Genomic DNA, 23,596 nt, shown 5'->3' with positions numbered 1-23,596 from the left:
ACTTGCTCCTACTTACTGGTTTGCTAAACGTTCGAATTCATTAACTTCCTCTTCTATGAGGGCGATGGATTTCTCCCAGAATTTCTTATCTGTTAGGTTTACACCGATGAGGCTACCAAGATCTTTTATGTCATGCTTTCCGGTATTGCGAAGCAAATTCTCATAAGCGGGCAAGAAATCCTTACCTTGCTCTTTATACATGGCGTAAAGTGCCTTGCTAAACAATTGACCAAAAGCATACGGGAAATTATAGAAATGTAAATTTGCGTAGTAATAGTGAGGTTTATTAACCCACATATAAGGATGAAGATAATCCCAGTTTAAACCATCTCCGTAAGCTTGTTCTTGGGCATTCGCCATAATCTCTTTGAGCTCGGAGACAGAAAGCGGGCCCTGACTTCTTCTTTGGAACACTTCTGATTCAAATAAAAATCGGCTTAGAATATCCACCACAACTTGGGTATCTCCACTTAAACTCTTCTCAAGTATGAAGAGTTTTTCGTCATTGTCAGCTTCAGACATAGCTATTTCAGCTATCATGGTCTCATTGAACGTGGAAGCTGTTTCCGCCAGTGGCATGGGAGAATCAGCATTAAGGATGCTTTCATCCCGTTGGCACCAGTTGTGGAATGCGTGCCCCAACTCATGGCTCAATGAGGTTACACCATCAAAGGTGCCATCAAAATTTGCCATGATTCGCGACTGTTTAATGGGATGTATGCCTGAACAGAAGGCTCCACCGCGTTTGCCTTCACGAGGAGTGTAGTCAATCCACTTTTCCTCGAACGCCTGACGAGCTAAGTTAGATAGCTCAGGAGCAAACTTGGCAAAGTTAGAAACGATATAGTCTTTTGCGTCATTAATGGTGAAGGTTCTATTACTTTTACCTACGGGAGCAAATAGATCGTACCATGGGAGTCCATCTCCATCCCCAAGCAGTTGAGCTTTTATCTTCAAATACCTGCGGAATATTGGAAGACTTTCCTTCATAACATCCATAAGCGTGTCGAAAACACTGCGATCCATCTTCATCGTTTCTAAGGTGGCTTCTAATGGGTCACGGTAGCCACGTTTCTCGGATATGGTCAAAAATTCGCCCTTTATACCGTTTAAGCTTGCCGCAACACCCTCATCGATTTTTTCATAGCCCCTGAGTTCTGCTTCGTAAGCTGTACGGCGCACATTTCTATTCTCATGAAACGCCATATTCCTGACCACAGTCAGCGGTAGTTTTTGTTCTTTACCATCTACTGTTATATCCACAAGAAGTTTGGATGTGAGACTGCCCTGCAAACGGGACCACGCCAAACTGCCAGTCGTTTGCATCTGGCTTATCAATTGCTCTTCTTGTTCACTGAGCAATCGTTTAGCGTAACGGACAGCATCTTTTATAAAATACTCATGTTCTTTAAGAAGACTGGACTCATTTATAACTGAATCCAAATTTGTGATGCCGGCAAGCCATTTCTTAAAACGTGTGTCGCCCAGTGCCATGCTGGCTACAATCGTGTGGACCTTATCTGCAGCTTTCGCAGCGTCTTCATTTTGTGCTTCCACACTCATGGTAAGTTGGGCAAAAGAGGCAAGTTTATCATAAAGTTCAGCAATTACCATGGTTTGTTTAATACCTTCTTCTGCCTTAGCGGAAGCGTCGTTGTAATCCGTCAGTGCCTTTTCTGACCATTCATTAAACGCATTAATCTGTGTTTCTAACTTCTTCATGTCCTCCTGGTACTGCGGAGAATCAAAAGAAGGGTAAAGCTCACTCAAGGACCATTCCATCATGCTGTGGTCACCTCCACTTTGAGTTTAACACTGTTATAATAGCCAAGAGGGGGTGATTTAACAGTATGGACATATACACGTTTGATGTGGTGGAATCCACAAATGATTTGGCAAGAACCCATATTATTGATAGGAAAAGCGAGCCTGCTGCATTCGTAGCTAAGCATCAGACTATGGGACGTGGCCGTATGGGTAGAGTATGGAAAGATGAGCCAGGAATGAATTTACTTGTAAGCTTTGCGTTGCCAGGAAACTATTACGCAAATCCGCCTTTGGTAGGCATGGCAGCCGCGGTTTTTATTGGCGAATACCTTGAATCACTTGGTCTAAGCTGGGAGGCAAAATGGCCCAATGATGTGCTTATAAACGGCAAAAAAGTCGCCGGCGTGCTACCAGAAGGAATATGGCAAGACACCTTGCAGGGGATTATAGTAGGCATTGGTTTAAACGTTAATCAAAGCGAATTCCCAGAAGAATACCCGGGCACTTCCATAAAGGAAGAGCTGCAAAGAGAAGTCGCACTGGAACAACCACTCACTTATTTAGCAAAACGTATGGAGCAAATTTACAACCAAGAAGTTGATTATAAAACCGTGGTACAAGTATTCAAGAACAGATTCGCACTATTAGGCAAACAAGTAAAAATTCTTTCAAAGGATGAGTCCTGGGAAGGTATCGCATCCAACATAAACGATGATGGAAGCTTACTAGTTGCCGCTGGAGGAAAATGGATAAACATAAACTGGGGAGAAGTCACGCTGCGCTGATTTTTTCAAAAACAGCGACAATTCTGGCTGATTCTTTCTGAAAAGGATTACCTGTTAAATCTCTGTATGCCATTTTGAGAAATAATTCGTGGTCCTCAGCCATATTCTGCAATTCATCAAGGGAATACAGTTTCAACTGCCTTCTTACATTGTATTGGCTGTCGCCAAGCAGAAAAAGCCTGTTTGTGGTAAGTATGTTCCCTCGCAGGTCGTGTTTGTCGAGGACATAACCACCCTCTACGCGTTCCCACCAACGTTTACAAAAGTGTGCTTGCCAACCTTGAAGATTATCCACGTCAATGAGCAGTTGGCCACCAGGGAGCAAAAACTGGCTGAACTTATCGAAAAGTGACTCTTCTGCAGAGGCGCTTTCATCCCAACCAATGCTCGTCCACAAACTCAAAACAGCGCCAAACTGCTTAAACACATAGGCATCTTGCAAAGTTGTTTGAATAATTCTATCCTTCCACATGGGGTAGCGTTCGCGAAAAACTTCCACAAAGAATGGATTTGGCTCTATACCCCAAGCGTCTATACCCCAATTGAGCAGGTAATGAAGATGTCTGCCCCATCCGCAGCCTACATCCAGCACTGTCTTCGGTTTATCCATGAGTTCAATAGCCCGTCTGGTCTCTTCTTCTGCCCGCTCTTCAAGTTTAGTCTTAAAACATCGGTAGTAAAGCTCACCAAAATAATCCATATGAACTATTTTAAAACAAAAAGGCGTATGCGCATTTGCGCATACGCCTAACCCCCCGAATATGGTTTAAAAGGTGGACGTGCCTACTGGTTTATAACGTAGGAAACTGCTACGCTTACACTGATTTCTTGGACACCGGGCATTACATCTAGTGTTTGGTCAGCACCCGTTGCAGATGCCATCGTTTGTTTCATTTGATTCCAAACGGGAATGCCACTGTCCAAAACCTCTACGCTGTTTAAAGTACCAGGGGTAGCATGTTCAGCAGACAATGTCACTTCAGCTTTATGGCGAGCATCCGCCATAGCATCTTTCAATAGTTGGTCCATGACAGAAGCAGTCTTTGAATACTCATAAGTAATCCCATTCATGCCTGTGGCACCAGCAGAAAAAGCTGCGTCAATGATCTTTGATAACGTATCCACAGAAGACTTAACTGATATTTGCACATTGGCACGATATCCTATAAACTGCGTACCTTTGTCGGTAGAATCGTAAACAGGGTAAACGTTTACTCCGCCAGTCTGGATATTTTTCTCATCCTGGACAATCGGCTTTAGGGCACTGATAACCGCATTAGATGTCTTTGTTACGTCAGCTAATGCTTCTGACGCTGTCTTTTGAGTTGATTCCACAGCAAAGCCTATGGTACCGATATCAGGAACGACATCGATCTTCGCTGTCCCGTTCACAGAAATCGTAGGTGTATCCTTGGACTCACTGCTGGCAGCTCCTACTGGTAAGAGCCATGCTCCCAATACTACTGCGGCTACTAATGCCACCGCTACTAATGAACCATAAATTTTCTTCATTTTGTATCACCTCCGTAATGTAGACGCGGAGAGATGCAAAAAGTTTCACACTACAAATGTGTGGCTGAATATGGTCTGTAAGAGCTGCAAAGTAAAGGTATTCTTAAAATAAGGTAAGAGATAAACACTTAACGGAGAGGACTGACTGAGTAAACTATTTAGCAGATAGAAGTAAGCAAAACCGTTCACAAGAGCACTTCCTGCTGCATAAAGGATACGCCCTATGCCCGAAGACGGAAGAACAATGTGCAGAATAGACCGAATGAGCATTCTTACCACAAGATAGAAAAACAGAAAAGCTAAAACTGTTGAAAGCAACTGTACATAATCGGCAGTTACACCAAAACGTGTCAGCAAAGTAAAAACCCACTTTGCAATGCTACTGGATATAAAAATTCTAAAGTAAACAGTGATAAAAAACGCAAGTGTAGTGGCTAACGCACTGGCGCCGCTAAGGAATCCGGAGGCAGCAAAATAGATAAGAACAATGGTAGTTATTAGGTCGACCATTGGCATGAATTTTTAGACCTCGCTGCTGGGACAAGTATCTTTTAACGGGCATTGGCTACACTGAGGTTTCTTAGCCAAGCAAATAGTCTTGCCATGCCTCATCAAGGCGAACGAAAGTTTACCCCAGTAAGAAGGCGATAGCAGTTTTTTTACTTCCTCTTCAGCCATGTCAGCATTCTTGTATGAAAAACCCAGACGATTGAGTACTCTCAAAACATGCCTGTCCACTACCACTGCGGGCTTACCGTAAGCCCCCAGGACAACCATGGATGCTGTTTTCTTGCCAACACCCGGAAGGCTCGCCAAATCATCGAGGCTTTCAGGAACTTTTCCATGAAACGCAGTAGATAATGCCTTGCAACATTCTTTAAGACGTCTTGCTTTGGTCTTATAAAAATTCACAGGATATATAGCCTTTTCCAGCGTTTCCTCGCTGGCTGTAGCTACAGATTCAGGCGTGGGAAACGTTTTGAAAAAACCTTTGGTTATTGCATTTACTGATTCATCACTGGCTTGTGCAGCTAAAAGCGCTCCTACAAGTAACTGGAAAGGATTCTCAAAATTCAAGTCAAAGTGCAAGTCGTTCTTATGCGTTTCCGCCAGCACGTCAACGATTTCTTGCAGGTCCAATCTTGGAACCCTCCCACATCAATATGGCACTGGTTACTGCGACGTTTAGGGATTCCACTTTGGAAGGAATCCACGCATTGGCCTTGGCGATTTTTTTCCAAATGGGGCTCAATCCTTGCCCTTCATTACCAAGGATCAAAACCAGCGGCAACTCCCATTGAAACTGTGGTTTTTCTTCAGATTTGTATGTTGTTACAACAAAACGATCTTCACACAACCTCAGCGCATCTTCAGGCAAAACGTATGCAAAGGGAGAAAGTAAATTTCCTGCTAAAGCCCTTACAACTTTTGGATTGTACACGTCGGCACTACCCGCCGTTAGCAAAACGCCATATTCAAAAGCAGCAGCGGTGCGCATGGCAGTCCCCAGATTTCCGGGATCTTGTATCTGGTCCAGTAAAATGATGCGTCCTCTTTTTAGAACATGCTGCGGTGTCCATTCTCTCTTTTGGGCAATGGCAACAACACCTTGGTCAGCAGCTATGTCACTTACAGACTCTATAGCATCATAACTGCATTCAGTAAGCTGACCCTTCACTTTTGGTAGATTTTTCGCTTCTTTAGAATAGAGGATTTCTGAAATAACACCACCAGACTGAGCGTATGATTCTATGGCTTTTGCACCTTCTAAAATGAACTGGTTTCTTGCATCACGCTCTTTTTTGCTGGTAAGTAGCTTCTTTACAAACTTAATTTTTGGGTTTTTCGGACTTTCTATGTAAGCCATTAATACAGCAACTCCTTAGAAAATATAATTTTTGCACCATTTTGCTCCATTTCATTCAAAGCGTTTTCCGAATCATTAGGATGAACGTTCACTCCACGTACGGCATCTTTGACAACGTAAGTATCATAGCCCCTTTGTAATGAATCCAAAGCAGTTTCTTTAACACAGTAGTCCGTAGCTAAACCCACGATGAATAACCTGTGCACACCATTAGCCTTCAATGTAGCATCTAAATCGGTTCCTTGAAATCCGCTATAAGCTTCAAACTCTGGGTTTGTACCTTTACTAATAATGACGCCCTTATCAGATAGATAAAGAGAAGGATGGAACTCAGCTCCGGCGGTCCATTGAACGCAGTGTTCTGGCCACGTACCTCCAAATGTCTTAAAAGACATGTGGTTTTGTGGATGCCAATCCCTTGTATAAACAATGAAACAACCTGATTTTTCCGCCTTATGTAAGAGTTCATTTACCAAGGGGACAATGTCATCACCTTCAGGCACAGGAAGTGCACCTCCGGGACAAAAATCACGCTGAATATCCACAACAATGATTCCATCAGCAGAGCTAAGTTCCATCTTCATATCCTATTTCACCATCCCAGCTCTTTAAAGCGAGCTAACCTTTTTTCTCTGTCTTTAACAAACCGTTCTATGCCTTTGAATATGGACTGAGAATCCAAATGGGCTTCTTCTAAAACTTCATCTACAGAACCGCCAGATCTCCAGCGATTATCCCAATCACTGGACAATGAATATTCTTCGGTCACTTTAGAAAAGATCCAAGGTTGCATGAGTGATAGCGCTTCGTTAGTTATAACCATGGAGTCAGCCCAATCAGAAGCCGGTAATATCTGCATCTTATATTCCTGCGGTTGCATATCAAATAATTCTCTGCTTATTGCGGCAACGATCTTTACGTTAAAAGCTTCCTTTATCTGAGGTAAAATGCTTACCAAGTTTGCCGTAGTACTCGTTCCTCGCACGATTACCGTGCCCTGCTTGGGACGTGCAGGATCAAAATCGTTTATCAGATAAGCACCTTTAGCAGCGTCAAAGTAATGAGCAATGCCCAGTGCTTTTCTATCAGGAATATTGATAGCTGGCCTTGTTAAGTGCAGAGCAATTATGGGAACGTCCTTACTCAAGGCCTCACCCAACACCACAGGAACCTCGTTATATTCCCAAGGATAAAGGTTGATCACCTGCCCTTTGGGGAATAATTGAGAAACGCCGGGAGAGAATACACCAAAATGCGTGCGTGAATCTTCCGCTGTTTCTGGACCTGAGTGTCCCAAAACCCATATGACCTTACCTACTTTCAACGGACAATCTTGAGCTAACTGGCTTAGCAGCCTCATAGGACCATATTTCAAGTAGGCAAAGGATCCATAAGTAGACATGATGACCCAATAACCGTTAAAGTCTTCATAAGGATTTTCAGCAAGATTAACAGTAGCCATGCCAGCAGCTACACCAGAGTTCATGAATTCTGTTATCTCTGAAGGCAAAATGGCTCCATCTACATTGCTGGAGCGATCATACCAACCCCAGCCCGGTTTATCTTCCCAACCGAGCCCAAAACCATGCAGGTTCGTAGATTCGGTCAAATCAGCTGATGTAGCTATGAAAACCGGTCTGTTATACTTGCGGCCTATAACAGCATTGACGTAACTGCCCCATTTGATAAGAGCCGCTCTGTTAGGCTCCTTTTCGCCTGGTTTGGCATACATCTCCTCAGGATAGTGCTTATAGTCATAGAGAGCAGGGTCTTTATAAGGATTCCCATCAAGCTTGAAGGTAGGAACAGATTTAGGCAGACTCTCTCCTATATCCACCAACCTATCTGTGATATACTCTACCAGTTCCCTATCGTTACGCAGTACACTTGCTGCAATATCGAGGTTATTGCGGAACTGTTTCATTTCATCTTCGGCATTATCGGGCGCAGGTTTGCCGTAACCATCATATTCCACTCCATATTTCTCCATAAACCGCTTACGAACATCCCAGAATAAAGGCGCATTCTTCTTTATTGGTGTGCCATGGGATTTGTTGTCATAGACACCATATTCATAGCCTTTTCTGTCTTTGAAATACATGACAGTGGGAAGTAAACTATCAGGATGATCCAAAGCATCAACAAACACTTTCCAAACTTCATTCCAGTCATGACCTTCTAAGGTGCCAAAAACACGCCACCCATGAGAAGAAAACCACTCATCTGGCCCACCGAACACAACCGACGATGTTCGCCTATCGTCTATACCAAAATCGTTCCAATCCACGAGCCAATAAAGATTTCCCAAACCATAACCCCAAGCACCATTCTTTGCTTCGTGGGACCCACCTGCTGTGAGTGCTCCCTCTCCTTCAATGGCAAACACTTTAAATTCGTCTAAACCTGCCTTCTTTAAGGCAAGGGCTTCTCCTACAGAAGCGGGTAAGCCATGAGCTGATGGCCCTGTGTTGAACTTCAGGAATAATGTCTTGCCGGAAAACTCAGCATGACCGGGCAGTCCATCACGGTGCCTAAAAGTCATTAAATCCTCAGGTAAGACGATTTTTTCAGGATCTATGAAAAAGCGTTTATCGCCTGTATCGCTGTAGCGAACACGGAATGCATCGCTGATCATGGCAAGGACTGAGTCTACCATGGGTACTGTGTGTCCACCAGAAAGTATGAATCTATCACTGAAACGGTATTCAGGGCGCCTTATATCATAACGCATCTTGCCACCGAACATGAGAGCAAGAAACATCTGGGTTTTTGAGTGACTTCCTCCTGGATGTCCACTCTGCCTGTAATTCAGCATGATATCCATGAACTCGAAGGTGATATCCTTCATCTTCTCCCAATACTTGAATTCTTCTTGCATGAAGCAACCTCCTTTTATGAGCAAAACAATTATCAGTGCACCTAAATGTGTATAAGTTAATTATAATTTAAAGGTTACTGAATTGGCCAAAAAACGAAGGAGGTTTTTTAACAATGAACAAACTTCTTTTATCACGCGCTGATTACCATTTACTGCATCCAAGGCAAGTCATTATAGTAGTGACAGGTCCCTTTGAAAACGCTAATATGATGCCTGCTGGGTGGCATACAATTTTGTCAAGAAATCCCTTCTTAATCGGTGTTTCTATATCACCCCTGCGGTTCACACACAAAATGCTTACAGATTTTCCTTACGCGACGATAAACTTAATTGATGAGCATTTTCAAAAACTTGTGGAAGATACTGGTAAATGCTCGGGTAAGAATGTCGACAAGTTTGGTAAGTTGGGTGTAGAGAAAAGCTTAGCAGAAAACGGCTCCGCTTACATAAAAGGGATACCGGCATATTTTGAAGTGGAAAGAACGGACTACGTAGAAACAGGAGATCATACGTTGTTTGTACTGCGCGTAACCAAAACCGTTCTCGAACGACCTTTCACACCATTGTTTCAGATAGAAGGCTCTCGGTATCAACCGTTCTTAACAGAATAAGATAAGCTCCAAAACCCATTTATTTATCCACAGTATTTTTAACGGCGTACCACAAGTAGAGATCCATCTCTCCCAACGGCATATCAGTTTCCTGGGAGATTGGAACGAGTAATTGTTCATAGGTTTCATATCGTTTTTGCGTCCAACCTTTGGGCAATTCAGAGATCATATGATAGTAATGCATAAGTCTGAGGATATGCTTATCTAAAATAGCCACGTCCAGCAGGCCGATATTTCTCAGAAAATGACTTGCTTCCTTCCACCCTATACCTTTGAAATTCTTCACCAAATAGAAACGTGCTTCTTTAGTTGGATATTGGATTATATCAAAAAGCATATCCGCTTTTTGCCGATTTTCCACAATGAATCTTGCTCTTTGAGGAGCAAATCGATGGCCAACTTTCCTAAGGTTTTCTTCCAGTTCTTCATATGGCAAGCTTATAAAACCGTTGCCGATTGCGTTCTGTGTCTTTATACCACCTTGAGCGCTCCAATTGGCAGTTAGGACACAGAAACTAAGCTCAGAGAAGAGCTTGGCTAAATCCTGTTTGGGAAATGCTTCAAATTCTTGCACACGTTTTGTAACCAGCGGTTTTGCTTCCGAATAAACGGACCTTATCAAGGCTGTTAACGAATCAGCTTCATTTAATCTTGAGGAAAGAGTACTGGAATTTCCTGCCATGGTGTAATATCCTCCTTCGTAACCTTACAGTTTATCGCTTTAAACCGAACACCTTCATCTCTTGCCCATTTCATAGCCAGAGCGAAATCCATGTCCATTGCACTATTAAATGTTACAGCTTCTGCATCACATCGCTGAACGACAAAAACGACAGCACCTTTCCGCAGTGTTCCCAGTTCTTTAAGATGCCTTACCCCACGCTTGGTTGGTGCATCCGGAAATAGGCCTAAACCATCTTGAACCAATGTGACTGATTTTACCTCCACAAACTGACCATCGATGAGGAAATCAAAGCGTGACGTAGCAGTGGGCACTTCCCCTTTTATGGTGTACTGCGAATCTGCACCCAGAGATGCTAAATACTGTAGGAACAACTTGTTGGCTAAAGCCGCATATAGAGAGACCAGAACGCCATCGTAACCAAGGACAGCTTCCCATTTAAGGCTTCTTCCAGGATCCATTACTTTCTTAAGCCAAACAAGAGAACCAGGATATATGAGCTCACGCAAACGTCCTGGGTTTGGCAAGTATGCCCACTCTTTCTCTCCAGCAATGTCCACGCAAAGTTTAAAACGTTTGTAGCGGCTTATAACCGTACCAAGAAAAAGTTCAGGAAATTTCATAAAGTTACAACAAATGCTCTTACGGGAGCACCGCTACATCCTTTTAGTTTCATGGGCGCGACAACAAAGAAATAATCAACGCTCTCTTTTAACAAATTTAGATTCGTCAATCCTTCGACAATGAGAATACCGTTTGATAATAACGCTTTATGCACAGGTAGATCGTGACTTTCCTCCACACTCATAGCATCAACGCCGATAGCCTTTACATTCAAAGAAATAAAGAGTGCAGCTTCTTTTTCTGTTATATTTGCGGATACGCGCTGCCCTGTTCTAATAAGTAGTGCTTTACCGTTTATATTCTCTGCGCTACGCTGGAATGCAGACAAACGTTCATCTTCATTAAGGCCAACCACATTAAAAAAGAGAGCAGGCAAAAGGAGGTCTCTTAAGAGAATTTCATCCACATGAGCACCCTTTTCTACTACATGAAAAGGGGCGTCTATGTGTGTACCTGCATGAGTAGACATACATAAGCGTTCTAAAACAAAATTATCGCTGGGCAGGGAAACCGTATCTATAAAAACCTGTGGGTCTCCCGGAAACACTTCAAGAGACTCCGAAATGTCTTTTGTTAAATCTATAAGAGAGCTGTAATTCAACTGCATAAAGTGTACTTTGTACTTATAGTTGATGCCTGTCTTAGTTCTTCGGTTGTTACTTCGGAAACGTTAAAATGAACATCCAACACATGTTCTAAACCTTCCTTAAGAGCGTTAGCAAGCACTCCGGGAGTAATATCTGGTAACAGATCTTTCAAAGCTATGCAATGTTCTCGCACTTCTTCTTCAGACACACCAAACAAGTTTGACATGTGCTCATATATGGGCTCGACTAAAATTGATCCATGCTGTAAAAAACCCCAGGGTTTTCTCGCTTGCGCAGAGCCGATAACTTTACGCCCCCATATACCAATTTCGTGGCCAGATTCATGAATAAAACACCCGTCGGGATCATCTTTAGCAGGAAGTGGAGCCTGAAGGAAATCAGCTGAAACACCAAGCAGTCCTAGCCCATCGATAAGACCCTCGGATACCAAATAATATGTTTCCAGCACGCTATTTCCAAAACCGTTCAACGGTGCCACCAAAGCATAACTCAAATCACCATCATGCAAGACAGCTTTTCCTCCAGTAGGTCTCCTAACCACAGGATATGAAACATCGTGGTGCCACTCCTGAAACAAACCTACAGAAACGGTGGGAGGGCACCACGTGTAAAATCTCAAAATCACTTGTTCTTCCTCTTGTAAATGCTGTAGCATGACGTAATCTAAAGCCATGTTTAGCGATCCTTCACGGCAGTTGTCAAAAATCACCCGTGCTTTCATGCAGATGTTCCACCACCATGGACGGGTGAAATAAGAATAACTTCCTCTTCATCGCCGCTCAATTCATATTCCTCAGATACGGTCATATCGCCCACTTTAGCACCGGTGAACATAGAAAATGGCACATTCCACAAACGAATGGTCAACTCTCCTAAAGACAGCGGTTCATCCAACAGAACTTCCTGCCCTTCGGATGGAAGAGACAACATTTCGCCTATGTAACCAATAACCTTTACACGCATACGCTTTAGTTTAGTACATTCAGCCGTCTAACGTTATTCAACAAACTGAACCAGTTCATCAAAGGGCCTCATCTTCTTTTCTTTAGGCGTTTCTGCTGGATAACCTGTGGCTATAAGGGCAACCAAATCATAACCTTCAAATTCACCCAAAATGTGTTCTATGTCGCCCTTCGCCTGCATAGGGCCAGTCATCCAAACACTGCCTAGCCCCTGAGCATGCAAACCTAACAATAGATAAGCGATAGCTGAAGCAGCCGATTGAATCCTTGGGTTAGCTAAATCTAACCATGATTTCATCTTTTTCGCTTCTTCATCATGGCTCATACGCTCCAGATAGACACCATCGCGGCCAGAAGGATATATCTGCGAATATACAGCGATGAGTACGGGGGCTTTTTTAAAAAAGCCTGCATTTTCAACCATCTTTTCTGGGTCATCTATGTATTTAGCTGCTTCAGGCCATTGCGCAAACATCCTAATTCTATTCTTAACACTATCCGCGATCTCTTCAATTTTCTCTTTGTTCTTCACAACAATGAATTTCCAGCCTTGGTAATTCATGCCACTGGGAGCGTTGACGGCAATTTCCAGTGCCTTCTTCAACACTTCCTCTGGCACATCCTTTTCTTGCCACTGCCTTATAGATCTGCGCGTTTTAACTAATTGCTCCAGCTCGTCAATATCAATCATGCGTGTTAATACCTGCCCTTTTACTTAAAAGACCATGGGGACATAACCATCATTGATTAACTTAGCTATTTCAGGCCCGATAGGAACTTGATCGAAACCCATGCTATCCAATTTTACAGAAACATCAAACTTCTTACTGAGATTTACACAAGCCATGGGGTTGATACCCTCTTTTATAAGATCTGCGATTTTCTGTTGAATTTCTTCATCTTCAGCCGCAACTTTTTCACTTATACCAAAGAAGTGTACTTTTACATCATCATATAATCCACCTTTTTTTGAATTCATAGCCAGGTTAAGCGCTGGCAGAATGACCTGCTTGTCTCCTGATGAAATGATGAACAAAACTTTTTTCTTTTCCACAAAACTCACCTCCTGTACAATTTAATAACCACAGAATGAATTTACTATACATGCACGGATCGTGCTAAAATTCATTTATATGGATGACATATATGAACTAATCAAACAGCGACGAAGTATAAGAAATTTCAAACCGGATCCTATCGATGAAAGTGTAATCAAGCGTATTTTGGAAGCAGGTTTATGGGCCCCATCTGCAGGAAACTTGCAAGCGCGGACCATATTTGTGGTTACAAAGGAGCAGATGAAACGAGACCTATCCGATGCATGCTTTGGTCAGGACCATGTAGCTCAGGCTCCTTTGGTACTCGTTGGGTGCACTGATGTAGAAAGTATGAGAAGCTATTATGGGAAGAGAGGAACAACACTTTACGGTATCTGTGATGTCAGTGCAGCTATGGAGAATATCATCTTAGCAGCATGGCAAGAAGGTATAGGCACCTGCTGGGTTGGTAATTTTGATGAGGAACAAGTAAGACATGCTTTAAGAATAGATAAACGTTTCTTGCCTGTGGTAGTTGTTGCCATGGGCTATCCTTTGGAAGTTCCACCTGCACCTGCAAGAAAGTGTTTCGATGAAGGAGTCATAGTCCTTTAAAAAATATAATTACTGGAAAGGGCATATAATTAAGGTATATGGAGCAATTAGCTGAGAATTTGTTTGATCTTTATATGCAACTGCCGAGGCGGTTCAAAAAACTTTTTTACGCATGCTCACAGGAACAAGATTTTCAAGTGGGGCTGAGTGAACTAAAGATTTTGAACGAACTGCAAAAAATTGGCCCATGTAAAATGTCAGAATTAGCAGATGCTTTGGTCGTTACAATGGGTGGCCTTACGCCTCACATGGATAAATTAGTTGAGAAAGGTTTCGTGCGCAGATTCCGTGATGAAGATAGAGACAGAAGGCTGGTACTGGTAGAGATAACCGAATCCGGCAAAAAAGCTCTAAAAGATGTAAAAGAACATTTCCTTGCCACTTTAGAAGATTATTTAAGCAAGTTCAACGAAAGGCAAAAAAAAGATATAGCGAGCGCAGTTAAAACACTGCGTGAAACCATAGATTTTTAAATAAAAAGCGCCCTAAAAAAGGGCGCTTTTTATATGAATGTGTTTCTTAAGTTATTATTTCACATGCTTGAAGAATGCTTCGTCAGCCTTATAAGCATAGTAAACATCCAATTTGCTGGATATCTCAAATGGAGAATGCATGCCCCATAGAGCTACACCTATATCCACGACATCTGCACCCCTATTAGCCATAAACAACGCTACCGTTCCGCCGCCGCCCTCATCTACTTTTCCGAGTTCAGCCATCTGCCAAACGACATTTTCTTTGTCGAAGGCATCACGCACCTGAGCAAGGAACTCCGCATGAGCGTCATTCGCGCCACCTTTACCCCTACTGCCAGTGTACTTAGTCAAAACAGGGCCATAGTGGACGCGCGCCGCATTTTGCATTTCATGAACACTCTTCCAAATAGGATCGACGGCCGCGGTGACATCGGCAGACAGGACCTTGGTTTTATTCCATGCTTCAAAAAGGTCCAAGGGAGTAAATGATGGTTTGCTCAAAGCGATGAGTTTCGAGAAGAAATTATCGATAAATGCAGATTGCATACCGGTATTGCCCATGGAACCTACTTCTTCTTTGTCAGCAAAAATGACCATGGCAGTCTTCTCTGGAACAAAGGTCATATCCAGTAATGCGCGGAATGCTGTGTAACCACAAACACGATCATCCTGAGCATAAGCGCCAATAAGGGCCCTATCTAAACCGACTTCCTTAGGCTTCAATGCAGGGACAACCTCCAGCTCTGCCGATAGCAGATCTGCTTCAGTAATACCATAAGTGTCGTTTAGCAATTGCAGAATGTACTTCTTTACTGGTTCTTTTTCTTCACCTTTCATAGGTAAGGAACCGATGACAACATCCAGTGATTCACCGGGTATAGCTTCATCCATGGTCTTGGACATTTGAATCTTTCTGCCTAAATGCGGCAAAATGTCCGGTATGACAAGCACGGGATCATCGTCTTTTTCTCCAATACTGACCTGCACAACGGTTCCATCACTTTTTACCACAACACCGTGAAGACTAAGTGGCGTAGAAACCCAATGAAAATTCTTTATGCCACCGTAATAATGTGTTTCCAATATTGCAATTTGCTCATCTTCCTTGAGTGGTCGTGGTTTAAGATCTAGCCTGGGAGCATCAGCGTGAGCTGCTACCATGTTTACGCCATCCAGTGCAGGACGCTGGCCAAGGATGGCAAAAACTGCGCTCTTCTTACGATTCACGTAGTATACTTTTTGCCCAGGTTTCCACTCTTTAATCTCTTCAATGTCAACAAAACCATTTTCCTTCGCAATACGTAATGATTCCGTTATACTCTCCCGCTCCGTCTTGGCCGCAACCATGAAACGCATGTAATCCTTAGCAAATGCATCTATCTGCTGGGATGTTGTTTCATCGACCCTTAAATGGCCGTTTTTCCAATTTAGCATAAGATCTTCCATACTCAACGGATATCCGCCTCCTTTTTATCAATAGTTTAACATTTTATAGCACCTAAAAAGCTTCATGGATTTTGCTATAATTTGTAATGTGCGAAAGAAGTACCTTCTACTGGGCATAGCTGGAGGAACAGGTTCCGGGAAAACCACTGTTGCTAGAACATTAAGAGACATGGTCCCCAACGACCAAGTAAGTATGCTCTCTATGGATTCTTATTATAAAGATTTTCCTGATTTACCTTTAGAAGAGCGACGTAAACTCAACTATGACCATCCAAACGCTTTCGATTTCGATTTACTTTATGAGCATTTAAAAGCGCTCATAGACGGTCAACCAATAAAAGTCCCAGAATATTCTTTTGAGCTTTATGGTAGGACCGGAAACTACGAACTGGTTTATCCGAGACCGGTGATCATTGTTGAAGGTATACTTCTTTTTTATGATGAGCGCATAAGGAATTTGTTTGATATAAAGATTTACGTAGACACTGATGCAGATGTAAGAATACTAAGAAGGCTGAGACGTGATGTAGAGAAACGTGGTCGAACGTTGGACTCTGTAATAAATCAATATTTGGACACCGTTCGGCCCATGCACATACAATTTGTAGAGCCTACTAAGCGTTTTGCGGACATCATCGTGCCAGAAGGTGGCAAAAACATGGTTGCCATGGATATTATAGAAGCCCGCATACAGGTACTTCTACATGAACTGTATAAAAGTGAAACAAACGACGATTACAAAAACGAAATACCATAAAGGAAGGATGTAAAGATGGAAACGGAAGAAGAACTGGAAACTGTAGTAAGAGCCATTAACACAAGCATATTGGGTAGCGATGGACATACTACAGTGTCGGTAAAGCTGGACAATGGAAACATCTTGGCGATAGTAGGAAAGAAAGACCCGTTCATAAAAGATGAAGACTTAGTGGAAATAGAACCCAACGGAGCGGTGGTAAGAGGAAATCCCACAGAAGAGATACTCGTTCATTTGGATATATACAGACAGTGGACCAATGTCAATGCACTCATACATTCTTACCCGGTAAGTTTGGTCAATTTAGCATTAGGACGAGTTCCCATGGCTGAAAACGTCGAACCAGAAATGCTGTTTCAAGGGCTGCAAGTAATCAATTCCAACCCCGTGGATCGCCATGAGATGATGGAACAGATAAAAGATATCTTTGATGTGGGAGTAGCATTAGTAACTACAGGTTTCGGTTTACTAATGGCTGGTGAAAGTTTATGGGAAGTATTTTTTAGATTACAGCAACTTGAGGAACTGGCAGACAGAGTAACATACAAGACTGTAGTGAGCCATTAGTATGCATTACACGAAACGTATTTTCTCAACGGAATTGCAACCTGGAATGACCAGCATAAGAGATTTATTTGTACTACAACAGAAGAGTTATGGCTCCAAGAAGAAAGATGGTTCTCATTTTGTAAACGTAGTACTGTCCGACATGAAAGGAACAGTAAAGGGTTTTATGGAACTTAATGACGGGCAGATGATCAGTGTAGAAAACGGTCAAGTAGTATGTTGCAGCGGCAATGTAGGTGAATTCAACTCAGATGTAACCATTTACTTATCTGGAATAGAAAAGGTGGATTTATCGGAAATAGATGAATCCACAATGGCTCTCCTATATCCAAGCGTAAGTAATCCTGAAGAACTCAAAGAGGAACTCAGAAGCTTAGTGGACAGTGTGCAAAGTGCAGAAATGAAACTTCTTCTGGAGTACGTCCTTCTTGAAAAAATATGGACAGAATTTATTAAGAAACCGGCAGCAAAGAGTATACACCACGCTCGTGTGGGAGGACTTCTGGAGCATTCTGTTCATGTAGCACAAATCGTAGACAAGTTGTCTTCTTTTTACCCAGAGGTAAATCGCGATCTGGCCGTAACGGGTGCTCTACTTCATGACATCGGCAAAGTAGAAGAAATGAGCATACCCGGTGGCGACTACACTGACAACGGCAAGCTACTGGGTCATGTGGTTCATGGTACGCTCATGCTATCACAGTTTGCTGATGAACTGGGCATAGATGAAGGTCTTAAACAAGCTTTACTCCACATAGTACTCAGCCATCACGGAGAGAAAGAATGGGGCTCTCCTGTAAAGCCCAAAACGCTGGAAGCCTTACTGGTATCCATGGCAGATAGAACAGATGCATATTTAGACCATGCCCAAGAAATATACCGCGATACAAAGGCGAAGGGGCTAAAGTGGTCTCGCTACAGTGAACCATTAGACGTCTCTATCTTTGTATTAGACGAGGATTTGGATTAGTTTTGCGATGAACCTTGTGTTTCACTAAGTTATCCACTGCCATTTCATACTGTTGGATTTACCAAATGTATTGACTATGCAGGAAACAGTGTTATATAATAGCTTTAGAGGGTGTCGTGCATAACCCTCTAAAAATCAGGAGGTGGATGATATGACGAAACCAGAATTAGTAGATGCCCTGGCTGAGAGGACAGGTTTGAAAAAGAAAGATGCTGAAATGTTCTTGAATGGTTTTATGGATGTCGTAACAGAGACAGTGAAGAGTGGCGAGCCCGTAGTATTGGTAGGCTTCGGTAAGTTTGTTCTTCGCGAGAGAAAAGCACGAAAAGGCGTTAATCCAAAAACGCGTCAACCAATCGACATTCCAGCAAAGAAAACTGTCGTCTTCAGGCCAGGAAAAGAGCTTCACGCTTAGTTTTATCACACATTTTATGTTAAGAGGTGCCCTCAAAAAAGGGCACCTGTTTTTTTTATGTTTATGTCCCTTCCCTTTTTAAAACGGATTTTACTGTAAGCAATAAAACTTTTATATCAGTAGAAATCACGTTAGGACTCGTTATATAGAACAAGTCAAAGAAAAACTTATCTCTAAAGTCTACGCTGTAACTGGCATAAACCTGCGCATAGCCGGTTAGACCAGGTTTTACAATGAGCCGCAGACGAAAATCCTCAATTTCATTTTCTGCTTTCTCATAAAACTCAGGACGTTCGGGACGAGGACCCACGATAGACATATCGCCTATTATCACGTTAAAGAACTGTGGAAGTTCGTCTAAACGCGTTTTTCTCAAGAACTTGCCCACACGGGTGATACGAGGGTCATCTTCGCTTGCTAAAACAGGCCCTGTGTATTTTTCGGCATCAGGAATCATTGTACGAAATTTTATTACCCTAAAAGGTTTGCCTCCTTTTCCAAGGCGTTTTTGTGTAAAAAAAATGGGTCCGGGACTGTTGATGTAGATAGCCAAACCAATAAAGGGCAAAAGCAAAATAACGATGATGCTCCCCAATAATCCAAGGATAATGTCAAATACACGTTTCATTACCACTTGCACGCGGTCATACACCCATGAATGAACCAAAACAAAGGGGTGGTCATCAAAAGAAACCATTAGGCCGTTCAGGAGAGCCATTTGCTCTATGGTGGGGTCAACGATGACAGGCTTTCCATAACGTATAGCCTCTTTCAGCTTTTCTACAATCTGCTCTCCCCCAACAGCTACTGCCTGTGCTTCCTTTACGCTGTCTGCTTTACGTGAAGAAAGAAGAGCAGCCACGTTTTCACTAACGCCCTCAACAAAAACACTGGAGAAAGGTTCTTCAGGTATGAGCCTGACTTTTATAAAAGTAACAAGGAAAAAGAATATCGTTTCATAGATAAGAGCAAACAACACCACGCTTCGCGGAAAAGCAAAGGCACGTAACCAGAAAGAAAACACCAGTGCTGCGAGACTCGACCCCGCGATGGATATGGCCGTCGCCCACGCTATATCTTCAAAAGACCGTGTGTAAGTAGCATAAGCATCTAAGTAATACATGAGAAACAGGAAAATAACCGCTGCCCATGGCAATACGATGACAATGGATTCCAAGTTAGAAGGAGGTACGGGATAACCAAACTTTGTCAAAATCGCCAACCCGTAGGAAGCAAGAAATACCAATAAATCAATTGGGGCCCACATTGGAAAACCACTCCTTAAGGCGCTGTTGAGCATGCGCTTCGTCTATTTGCAGAAGATCGGCAACCTTTTTAGCATCTAAGCCAACTAAACTCACAGCTTGTCTAAATGCCCTGCGTTCAGCTTCTAAAAGTGTGCTTTTAAGTGGGCGAAGCGTTGGCTGAGGCTCCAGGACATGCAAAGGAAGTAAATCAGATGTTAACACTTTACCAGAACACAATGCGACTGCGCGCGCAATAACGTTTTCTAATTCCCTTACATTACCGGGGTAATCATAAGCCATAAGCGCTGCCATTACTTCAGGCGTTACTCCAGTAACGTCTTTTCCTGTTTCGGCCGCATATTTCTTTATAAAATGGTCAGCAAGCAAAGGGATATCCTCTTTACGCTCTCGAAGAGGCGGAAGCTGTATCTGCACGACGTTAAGTCTAAAGTATAGATCTTCTCTGAACAAGCCCGTTTTTACCATACTTAATAAATCCTTGTTCGTAGCGGCGAGTACTCGTACGTCAACAGGTATGGACTTAGTCCCTCCAACCCGTTCAATGACATGCTCCTGTAGAACACGCAAGATTTTCGCTTGCAACATAGGTGTCATATCACCTATTTCATCGAGCAGAATGGTTCCATGATTGGCCAGTTCAAATTTACCAATTTTCCTTTCATCCGCTCCCGTGAAAGCACCTTTTTCATAACCAAATAGCTCACTTTCCAGCAAATCCTGAGGAATTGCAGCACAATTAACGACAATAAATGGTCCTTTATTCCTTGGGGAGTTATAGTGGATAGCTCTGCTTACCAGTTCTTTTCCAGTTCCCGACTCTCCCGTAATGAGCACGGTAACATCTGTGGGCGCTACTCGGCCTATGAGTTTGTAAACTTCCTGCATAGCTGCAGACATGCCTACCATAAGTGAAGAGGGTTCTCCTGTAGCCTTTATGGGAAGTACATCACTGGTTTGTGAATAGTCCAATGCCTTTTTTACTTTTTCAGCCAATTCATCAATGTCGAATGGCTTTGTAATGAAATCATAGGCTCCTCTACGCATGGCTTCTATGGTTACATCCGAGGTGCCGTAGGCAGTGATGACAATGGTTGGAACATTCTTAAGAACCAATTGTTCCAGAACACCAAGACCGTCAACTTTTGGCATACGTAAATCAATCACAGCACAATCCACTGATTGACTGTTCAAGATACTTAAAGCCTTTTCCCCATCGGCAGCCGTTACTACACGCAGCGATTGCTGCTCTAAGACGGTTTGAACTAACTCTCTTATGGAAGGTTCATCATCAGCGACCAAAATAAGTGGCTTTTCATCCGCCGATTTTACGCGTTTTGTTTTTTTATCGCCTTTTTCCATGACAAACTCAACTATAACAATGCTTGTCTCTTAATTCGCTGAAGAATCTTGAACATGCGTTGTATCTTTCAAGCCTAATCGTGATTCCATTCGCTCAGGAGACGTCCCGCTGCACACTCGGACACCCGTTTGAGAGTCAAAAACGTGAGCGCCCGATAGGTCCACATAAACGTCATAAGCCGCACCCATAGTTACACTTCTAACAGCGGAAACCCTTCCCACAAGTTCGAAATCGTCAATAGTAAAGTGCACATACGTTTCTGTTCCCAACCGCTCCGCCACATCACTCTCGCAGTGCAGAATCCAGTCGTTATTTTCGATATCGCGTGTTTCATCAGCTAAATGCACATCCTGAGGTCTTATACCCAACATGGCCTTATCCTTGGAATACTCTTTTAACATTACAGCCATATCATTTGTGACAGGTAGCTTTACTGTACCATGCTGCAAATATACCTGACCGTTCTCATTTAATATGGATACCTCGACAAAATTCATCGGAGGTGTACCAACAAAACCAGCGACAAATTGGTTAGAAGGATATAGATAGAGCATTTGCGGATTGTCGACCTGCTGCAGAGAGCCATCCATCATAACCGCAACACGATCACCCAGTGTCATTGCTTCTACTTGATCATGGGTAACATAGATTGTTGTCGTAGGAAAGTCTTTATGCAAACGCAGAAGTTCACCACGTGCCTGAGTTCGCAATTTTGCATCCAAATTAGACAGTGGTTCATCCATAAGGAATACTTTCGGCTGTCGCACCAGAGCACGGGCTAAAGCAACACGCTGACGTTGGCCACCAGATAATTCTCTAGGTCTGCGATTTAATAGTTCTGATAAACCCAGCCAGCTTGCTACTTCATCTACACGCGCTTTTATATCATCCTTCGCCAAACCACGTAGTTTTAGCCCAAAGCTGATATTATCATACACAGACATGTGTGGATAAAGGGCATAGTTTTGGAAAACCATGGCAATATCTCTGTCCTTAGGATGCACGTCATTTACAACACGGTCGCCAATGAATATGGTACCTTTAGTAACATCTTCAAGACCAGCAATCATTCTCAACGTGGTTGTTTTGCCACATCCACTGGGGCCAAGTAATACGAAAAATTCACCGTCGTTCACTTCTAAAGTCAAATCTTTTACAGCTTCTACGTTGCCAAACTTCTTCCATACTTGTTCAAGATACACTCTTGCCACTTTTGCTGCCTCCTTACTGCGCGTATCTATATGGCGTTGCTTTTCCAGGACCTGTAACCTGCTTCATAATATCCTGGAAATAGCGTTCCCAATCCATCTGGCTCGGCGTTGTAACATTTGCACTACTGTTGCCGTAGCCCATAAGATAAATGGCACCGAACACAATGACTATTACCAACCCAATAACGATTACTCCCTTAAGAACTTGTTTCATTGCCTTCCTCTCCTTTTGATTGGAAGTATTTTAATATTTCCATGGGCAAAGGAAATACGATCGTACTATTCTTTTCCACCGCTATTTCGGAAAGTGTCTGTAGCATTCTCAATAAAACACCGACTCTGGTACCTCCGATGACTTCTGCTGCTTGCGCGAGTTTTTCAGATGCTTGATACTCACCTTCCGCAGCGATAACCTTTGCTCGTCTTTCACGCTCCGCTTCTGCTTGTTTTGCCATGGCACGCTTCATATCCTCTGGCAAATCAACAGCTTTAATCTCCACTCCTGTAACACGAACCCCCCAAGGGTCTGTAGCCTTATCCAAATCGACCTGTAAAACTTCATTCAGTTTTTCGCGTTGACTAAGCATGTCATCAAGTTCATGAGAGCCAAGTACAGACCTCAACATGGTTTGAGCTAAAAGCGTTGTGGCAGAACGATAATCCTGAACCTCCAAGACAGCCAGCTTGGGCTCGAAAACATTGAAATAGACGACCGCATCTACGGATACAGGAACGTTATCACGCGTTATTATGTCTTGTTTAGGTACATCAATGGTAGTAGTACGCATATCCACAAAAATGGTTCTATCGATGCCCCAGGGAAGAATAACGTTTAACCCCGGTTCCAACACAGAAGCTAGCCTTCCAAATCGTAACAACACTGCGCGCTGATACTGGTTAACTACTCTGAGCGTAGAAGGCAAAGTAATAAGGAGTACAACAAAAAGGATGATCATACTAAACATGTCTGATCTCAATGCCCGCCAAAAACCCAATGCCGCCCAAACTACACTAAAAGCAGCAAGAACACCAAGCGTGCTCTTTTGTTTGGAAATATAAGCAAGCAATAGCCAAACAAGAAGCCAGATTAAACCGATTACCAATATAAATATACTAATCGTTCCCGCCATCAACACCTCTGGCATACTGTTGCCTCCTTCCTGGCTCTATAGCCAGAA

General features: G+C 42.9%; 29 protein-coding genes. 8 read left to right on the top strand and 21 right to left on the bottom strand.

Annotated features, from left to right (window positions below; translation table 11 throughout):
* Positions 1-12: 12 nt before the first annotated feature.
* The gene (locus tag D890_RS0101330) at positions 13-1,785 is read right to left on the bottom strand and encodes a M3 family oligoendopeptidase (protein WP_018962735.1); all 1,773 of its coding nucleotides are present in this window, start codon (positions 1,783-1,785) and stop codon (positions 13-15) included.
* 65 nt (positions 1,786-1,850) lie between these two features.
* Between D890_RS0101330 and D890_RS0101325 the strand changes: the two genes are divergently transcribed.
* Positions 1,851-2,552, top strand: coding sequence for a biotin--[acetyl-CoA-carboxylase] ligase (locus tag D890_RS0101325; RefSeq protein WP_018962734.1), 702 nt, complete (start codon positions 1,851-1,853; stop codon positions 2,550-2,552).
* Here D890_RS0101325 and D890_RS0101320 read toward each other — a convergent pair.
* The 7 genes from D890_RS0101320 to D890_RS0101290 form a co-directional block, all read right to left on the bottom strand.
* Positions 2,539-3,252: a class I SAM-dependent methyltransferase gene (locus D890_RS0101320; RefSeq protein WP_018962733.1), complete on the bottom strand. Its 714-nt coding sequence runs from the start codon at positions 3,250-3,252 to the stop codon at positions 2,539-2,541. The genes D890_RS0101325 and D890_RS0101320 overlap by 14 nt on opposite strands.
* 83 nt (positions 3,253-3,335) lie before the next feature.
* On the bottom strand, positions 3,336-4,064 hold the full coding sequence (locus D890_RS0101315) for an SIMPL domain-containing protein (RefSeq protein WP_018962732.1): 729 nt from the start codon (positions 4,062-4,064) through the stop codon (positions 3,336-3,338).
* A gap of 45 nt (positions 4,065-4,109) precedes the next feature.
* Positions 4,110-4,580: a hypothetical protein gene (locus D890_RS0101310; RefSeq protein ID WP_018962731.1), complete on the bottom strand. Its 471-nt coding sequence runs from the start codon at positions 4,578-4,580 to the stop codon at positions 4,110-4,112.
* Between the two features lie 6 nt (positions 4,581-4,586).
* Positions 4,587-5,204 carry an endonuclease III domain-containing protein gene (locus D890_RS0101305; RefSeq protein ID WP_018962730.1) on the bottom strand — a complete coding sequence of 206 codons (618 nt, stop codon included), beginning with the start codon at positions 5,202-5,204 and terminating at the stop codon, positions 4,587-4,589.
* Positions 5,182-5,931, bottom strand: a complete 750-nt coding sequence (locus D890_RS0101300; RefSeq protein ID WP_018962729.1) for a TrmH family RNA methyltransferase — start codon at positions 5,929-5,931, stop codon at positions 5,182-5,184. Before D890_RS0101300 ends, D890_RS0101305 begins: the two co-directional genes overlap by 23 nt.
* Positions 5,931-6,515: an isochorismatase family protein gene (locus D890_RS0101295; protein WP_018962728.1), complete on the bottom strand. Its 585-nt coding sequence runs from the start codon at positions 6,513-6,515 to the stop codon at positions 5,931-5,933. The genes D890_RS0101300 and D890_RS0101295 overlap by 1 nt, the downstream gene beginning before the upstream one ends.
* 8 nt (positions 6,516-6,523) lie before the next feature.
* Positions 6,524-8,809 carry a transketolase gene (locus tag D890_RS0101290; protein WP_018962727.1) on the bottom strand — a complete coding sequence of 762 codons (2,286 nt, stop codon included), beginning with the start codon at positions 8,807-8,809 and terminating at the stop codon, positions 6,524-6,526.
* A gap of 113 nt (positions 8,810-8,922) precedes the next feature.
* Between D890_RS0101290 and D890_RS0101285 the strand changes: the two genes are divergently transcribed.
* Complete coding sequence (locus D890_RS0101285; RefSeq protein WP_018962726.1) at positions 8,923-9,420, top strand: flavin reductase family protein; 498 nt, start codon at positions 8,923-8,925, stop codon at positions 9,418-9,420.
* 19 nt (positions 9,421-9,439) lie between these two features.
* Here D890_RS0101285 and D890_RS0101280 read toward each other — a convergent pair whose 3' ends face one another.
* The 7 genes from D890_RS0101280 to D890_RS0101250 are packed head-to-tail and all read right to left on the bottom strand — an operon-like array spanning position 9,440 to position 13,350.
* The gene (locus D890_RS0101280) at positions 9,440-10,102 is read right to left on the bottom strand and encodes an N-glycosylase/DNA lyase (protein WP_018962725.1); all 663 of its coding nucleotides are present in this window, start codon (positions 10,100-10,102) and stop codon (positions 9,440-9,442) included.
* Positions 10,066-10,725 carry a DNA/RNA nuclease SfsA gene (sfsA, locus tag D890_RS0101275; RefSeq protein ID WP_018962724.1) on the bottom strand — a complete coding sequence of 220 codons (660 nt, stop codon included), beginning with the start codon at positions 10,723-10,725 and terminating at the stop codon, positions 10,066-10,068. The genes D890_RS0101280 and sfsA overlap by 37 nt, the downstream gene beginning before the upstream one ends.
* A complete protein-coding gene (locus tag D890_RS0101270) occupies positions 10,722-11,333 on the bottom strand; it encodes a cyclase family protein (protein WP_018962723.1) in 612 nt (203 codons plus the stop codon). The genes sfsA and D890_RS0101270 overlap by 4 nt, the downstream gene beginning before the upstream one ends.
* Positions 11,324-12,055, bottom strand: a complete 732-nt coding sequence (locus D890_RS0101265; protein WP_018962722.1) for a lipoate--protein ligase family protein — start codon at positions 12,053-12,055, stop codon at positions 11,324-11,326. Before D890_RS0101265 ends, D890_RS0101270 begins: the two co-directional genes overlap by 10 nt.
* Positions 12,052-12,297 carry a hypothetical protein gene (locus D890_RS0101260; protein WP_018962721.1) on the bottom strand — a complete coding sequence of 82 codons (246 nt, stop codon included), beginning with the start codon at positions 12,295-12,297 and terminating at the stop codon, positions 12,052-12,054. The genes D890_RS0101265 and D890_RS0101260 overlap by 4 nt, the downstream gene beginning before the upstream one ends.
* A 33-nt stretch (positions 12,298-12,330) precedes the next feature.
* Positions 12,331-12,987 carry a nitroreductase family protein gene (locus tag D890_RS0101255; protein WP_018962720.1) on the bottom strand — a complete coding sequence of 219 codons (657 nt, stop codon included), beginning with the start codon at positions 12,985-12,987 and terminating at the stop codon, positions 12,331-12,333.
* A 24-nt stretch (positions 12,988-13,011) separates the two neighbouring features.
* Positions 13,012-13,350 (bottom strand): hypothetical protein, encoded by a 339-nt coding sequence (locus tag D890_RS0101250; protein ID WP_018962719.1) that lies wholly within the window; start codon positions 13,348-13,350, stop codon positions 13,012-13,014.
* Positions 13,351-13,429: 79 nt separating this feature from the next.
* Here D890_RS0101250 and D890_RS0101245 point away from each other — a divergent pair, with 79 nt between their 5' ends.
* Positions 13,430-13,948 (top strand): nitroreductase family protein, encoded by a 519-nt coding sequence (locus tag D890_RS0101245; protein ID WP_040363516.1) that lies wholly within the window; start codon positions 13,430-13,432, stop codon positions 13,946-13,948.
* A gap of 38 nt (positions 13,949-13,986) precedes the next feature.
* Complete coding sequence (locus D890_RS0101240; RefSeq protein WP_018962717.1) at positions 13,987-14,421, top strand: MarR family winged helix-turn-helix transcriptional regulator; 435 nt, start codon at positions 13,987-13,989, stop codon at positions 14,419-14,421.
* Positions 14,422-14,475: 54 nt separating this feature from the next.
* Here the strand turns inward: D890_RS0101240 and D890_RS0101235 are convergent, their stop codons facing one another.
* Positions 14,476-15,870, bottom strand: coding sequence for an aminopeptidase (locus tag D890_RS0101235; protein ID WP_040363515.1), 1,395 nt, complete (start codon positions 15,868-15,870; stop codon positions 14,476-14,478).
* A 64-nt stretch (positions 15,871-15,934) separates the two neighbouring features.
* On the opposite strand from D890_RS0101235, the gene udk reads away from it, so the two are divergent.
* From udk to D890_RS0101215, 4 genes are all read left to right on the top strand, one after another.
* Complete coding sequence (gene udk, locus D890_RS0101230) at positions 15,935-16,627, top strand: uridine kinase (protein WP_018962715.1); 693 nt, start codon at positions 15,935-15,937, stop codon at positions 16,625-16,627.
* A 15-nt stretch (positions 16,628-16,642) separates the two neighbouring features.
* The gene (locus D890_RS0101225; RefSeq protein WP_018962714.1) at positions 16,643-17,194 is read left to right on the top strand and encodes a class II aldolase/adducin family protein; all 552 of its coding nucleotides are present in this window, start codon (positions 16,643-16,645) and stop codon (positions 17,192-17,194) included.
* Position 17,195: 1 nt separating this feature from the next.
* Positions 17,196-18,164: a 3'-5' exoribonuclease YhaM family protein gene (locus D890_RS0101220; RefSeq protein ID WP_018962713.1), complete on the top strand. Its 969-nt coding sequence runs from the start codon at positions 17,196-17,198 to the stop codon at positions 18,162-18,164.
* 151 nt (positions 18,165-18,315) lie between these two features.
* Positions 18,316-18,579 carry an HU family DNA-binding protein gene (locus D890_RS0101215; protein WP_018962712.1) on the top strand — a complete coding sequence of 88 codons (264 nt, stop codon included), beginning with the start codon at positions 18,316-18,318 and terminating at the stop codon, positions 18,577-18,579.
* Positions 18,580-18,640: 61 nt separating this feature from the next.
* Here D890_RS0101215 and D890_RS0101210 read toward each other — a convergent pair whose 3' ends face one another.
* From D890_RS0101210 to D890_RS0101190, 5 genes are read right to left on the bottom strand one after another with little or no spacing between them, the layout of a single operon-like run.
* Positions 18,641-19,846 carry a sugar transferase gene (locus D890_RS0101210; RefSeq protein ID WP_018962711.1) on the bottom strand — a complete coding sequence of 402 codons (1,206 nt, stop codon included), beginning with the start codon at positions 19,844-19,846 and terminating at the stop codon, positions 18,641-18,643.
* Positions 19,830-21,206 carry a sigma-54-dependent transcriptional regulator gene (locus tag D890_RS0101205; protein ID WP_018962710.1) on the bottom strand — a complete coding sequence of 459 codons (1,377 nt, stop codon included), beginning with the start codon at positions 21,204-21,206 and terminating at the stop codon, positions 19,830-19,832. Before D890_RS0101205 ends, D890_RS0101210 begins: the two co-directional genes overlap by 17 nt.
* 30 nt (positions 21,207-21,236) lie before the next feature.
* A complete protein-coding gene (locus D890_RS0101200) occupies positions 21,237-22,418 on the bottom strand; it encodes an ABC transporter ATP-binding protein (protein WP_018962709.1) in 1,182 nt (393 codons plus the stop codon).
* Positions 22,419-22,431: 13 nt separating this feature from the next.
* Positions 22,432-22,632 (bottom strand): hypothetical protein, encoded by a 201-nt coding sequence (locus D890_RS0101195; protein WP_018962708.1) that lies wholly within the window; start codon positions 22,630-22,632, stop codon positions 22,432-22,434.
* Positions 22,616-23,563, bottom strand: coding sequence for a slipin family protein (locus tag D890_RS0101190; protein WP_018962707.1), 948 nt, complete (start codon positions 23,561-23,563; stop codon positions 22,616-22,618). The genes D890_RS0101195 and D890_RS0101190 overlap by 17 nt, the downstream gene beginning before the upstream one ends.
* Between the last annotated feature and the right edge of the window lie 33 nt (positions 23,564-23,596).

Origin of the sequence: Coprothermobacter platensis DSM 11748 (assembly GCF_000378005.1) — a bacterium.
GTDB classification, from domain to species: Bacteria; Coprothermobacterota; Coprothermobacteria; order Coprothermobacterales; family Coprothermobacteraceae; genus Coprothermobacter; species Coprothermobacter platensis.
Note: the sequence above shows the minus strand (reverse complement) of the source record. Positions and strands in the feature narration are given on the sequence as shown.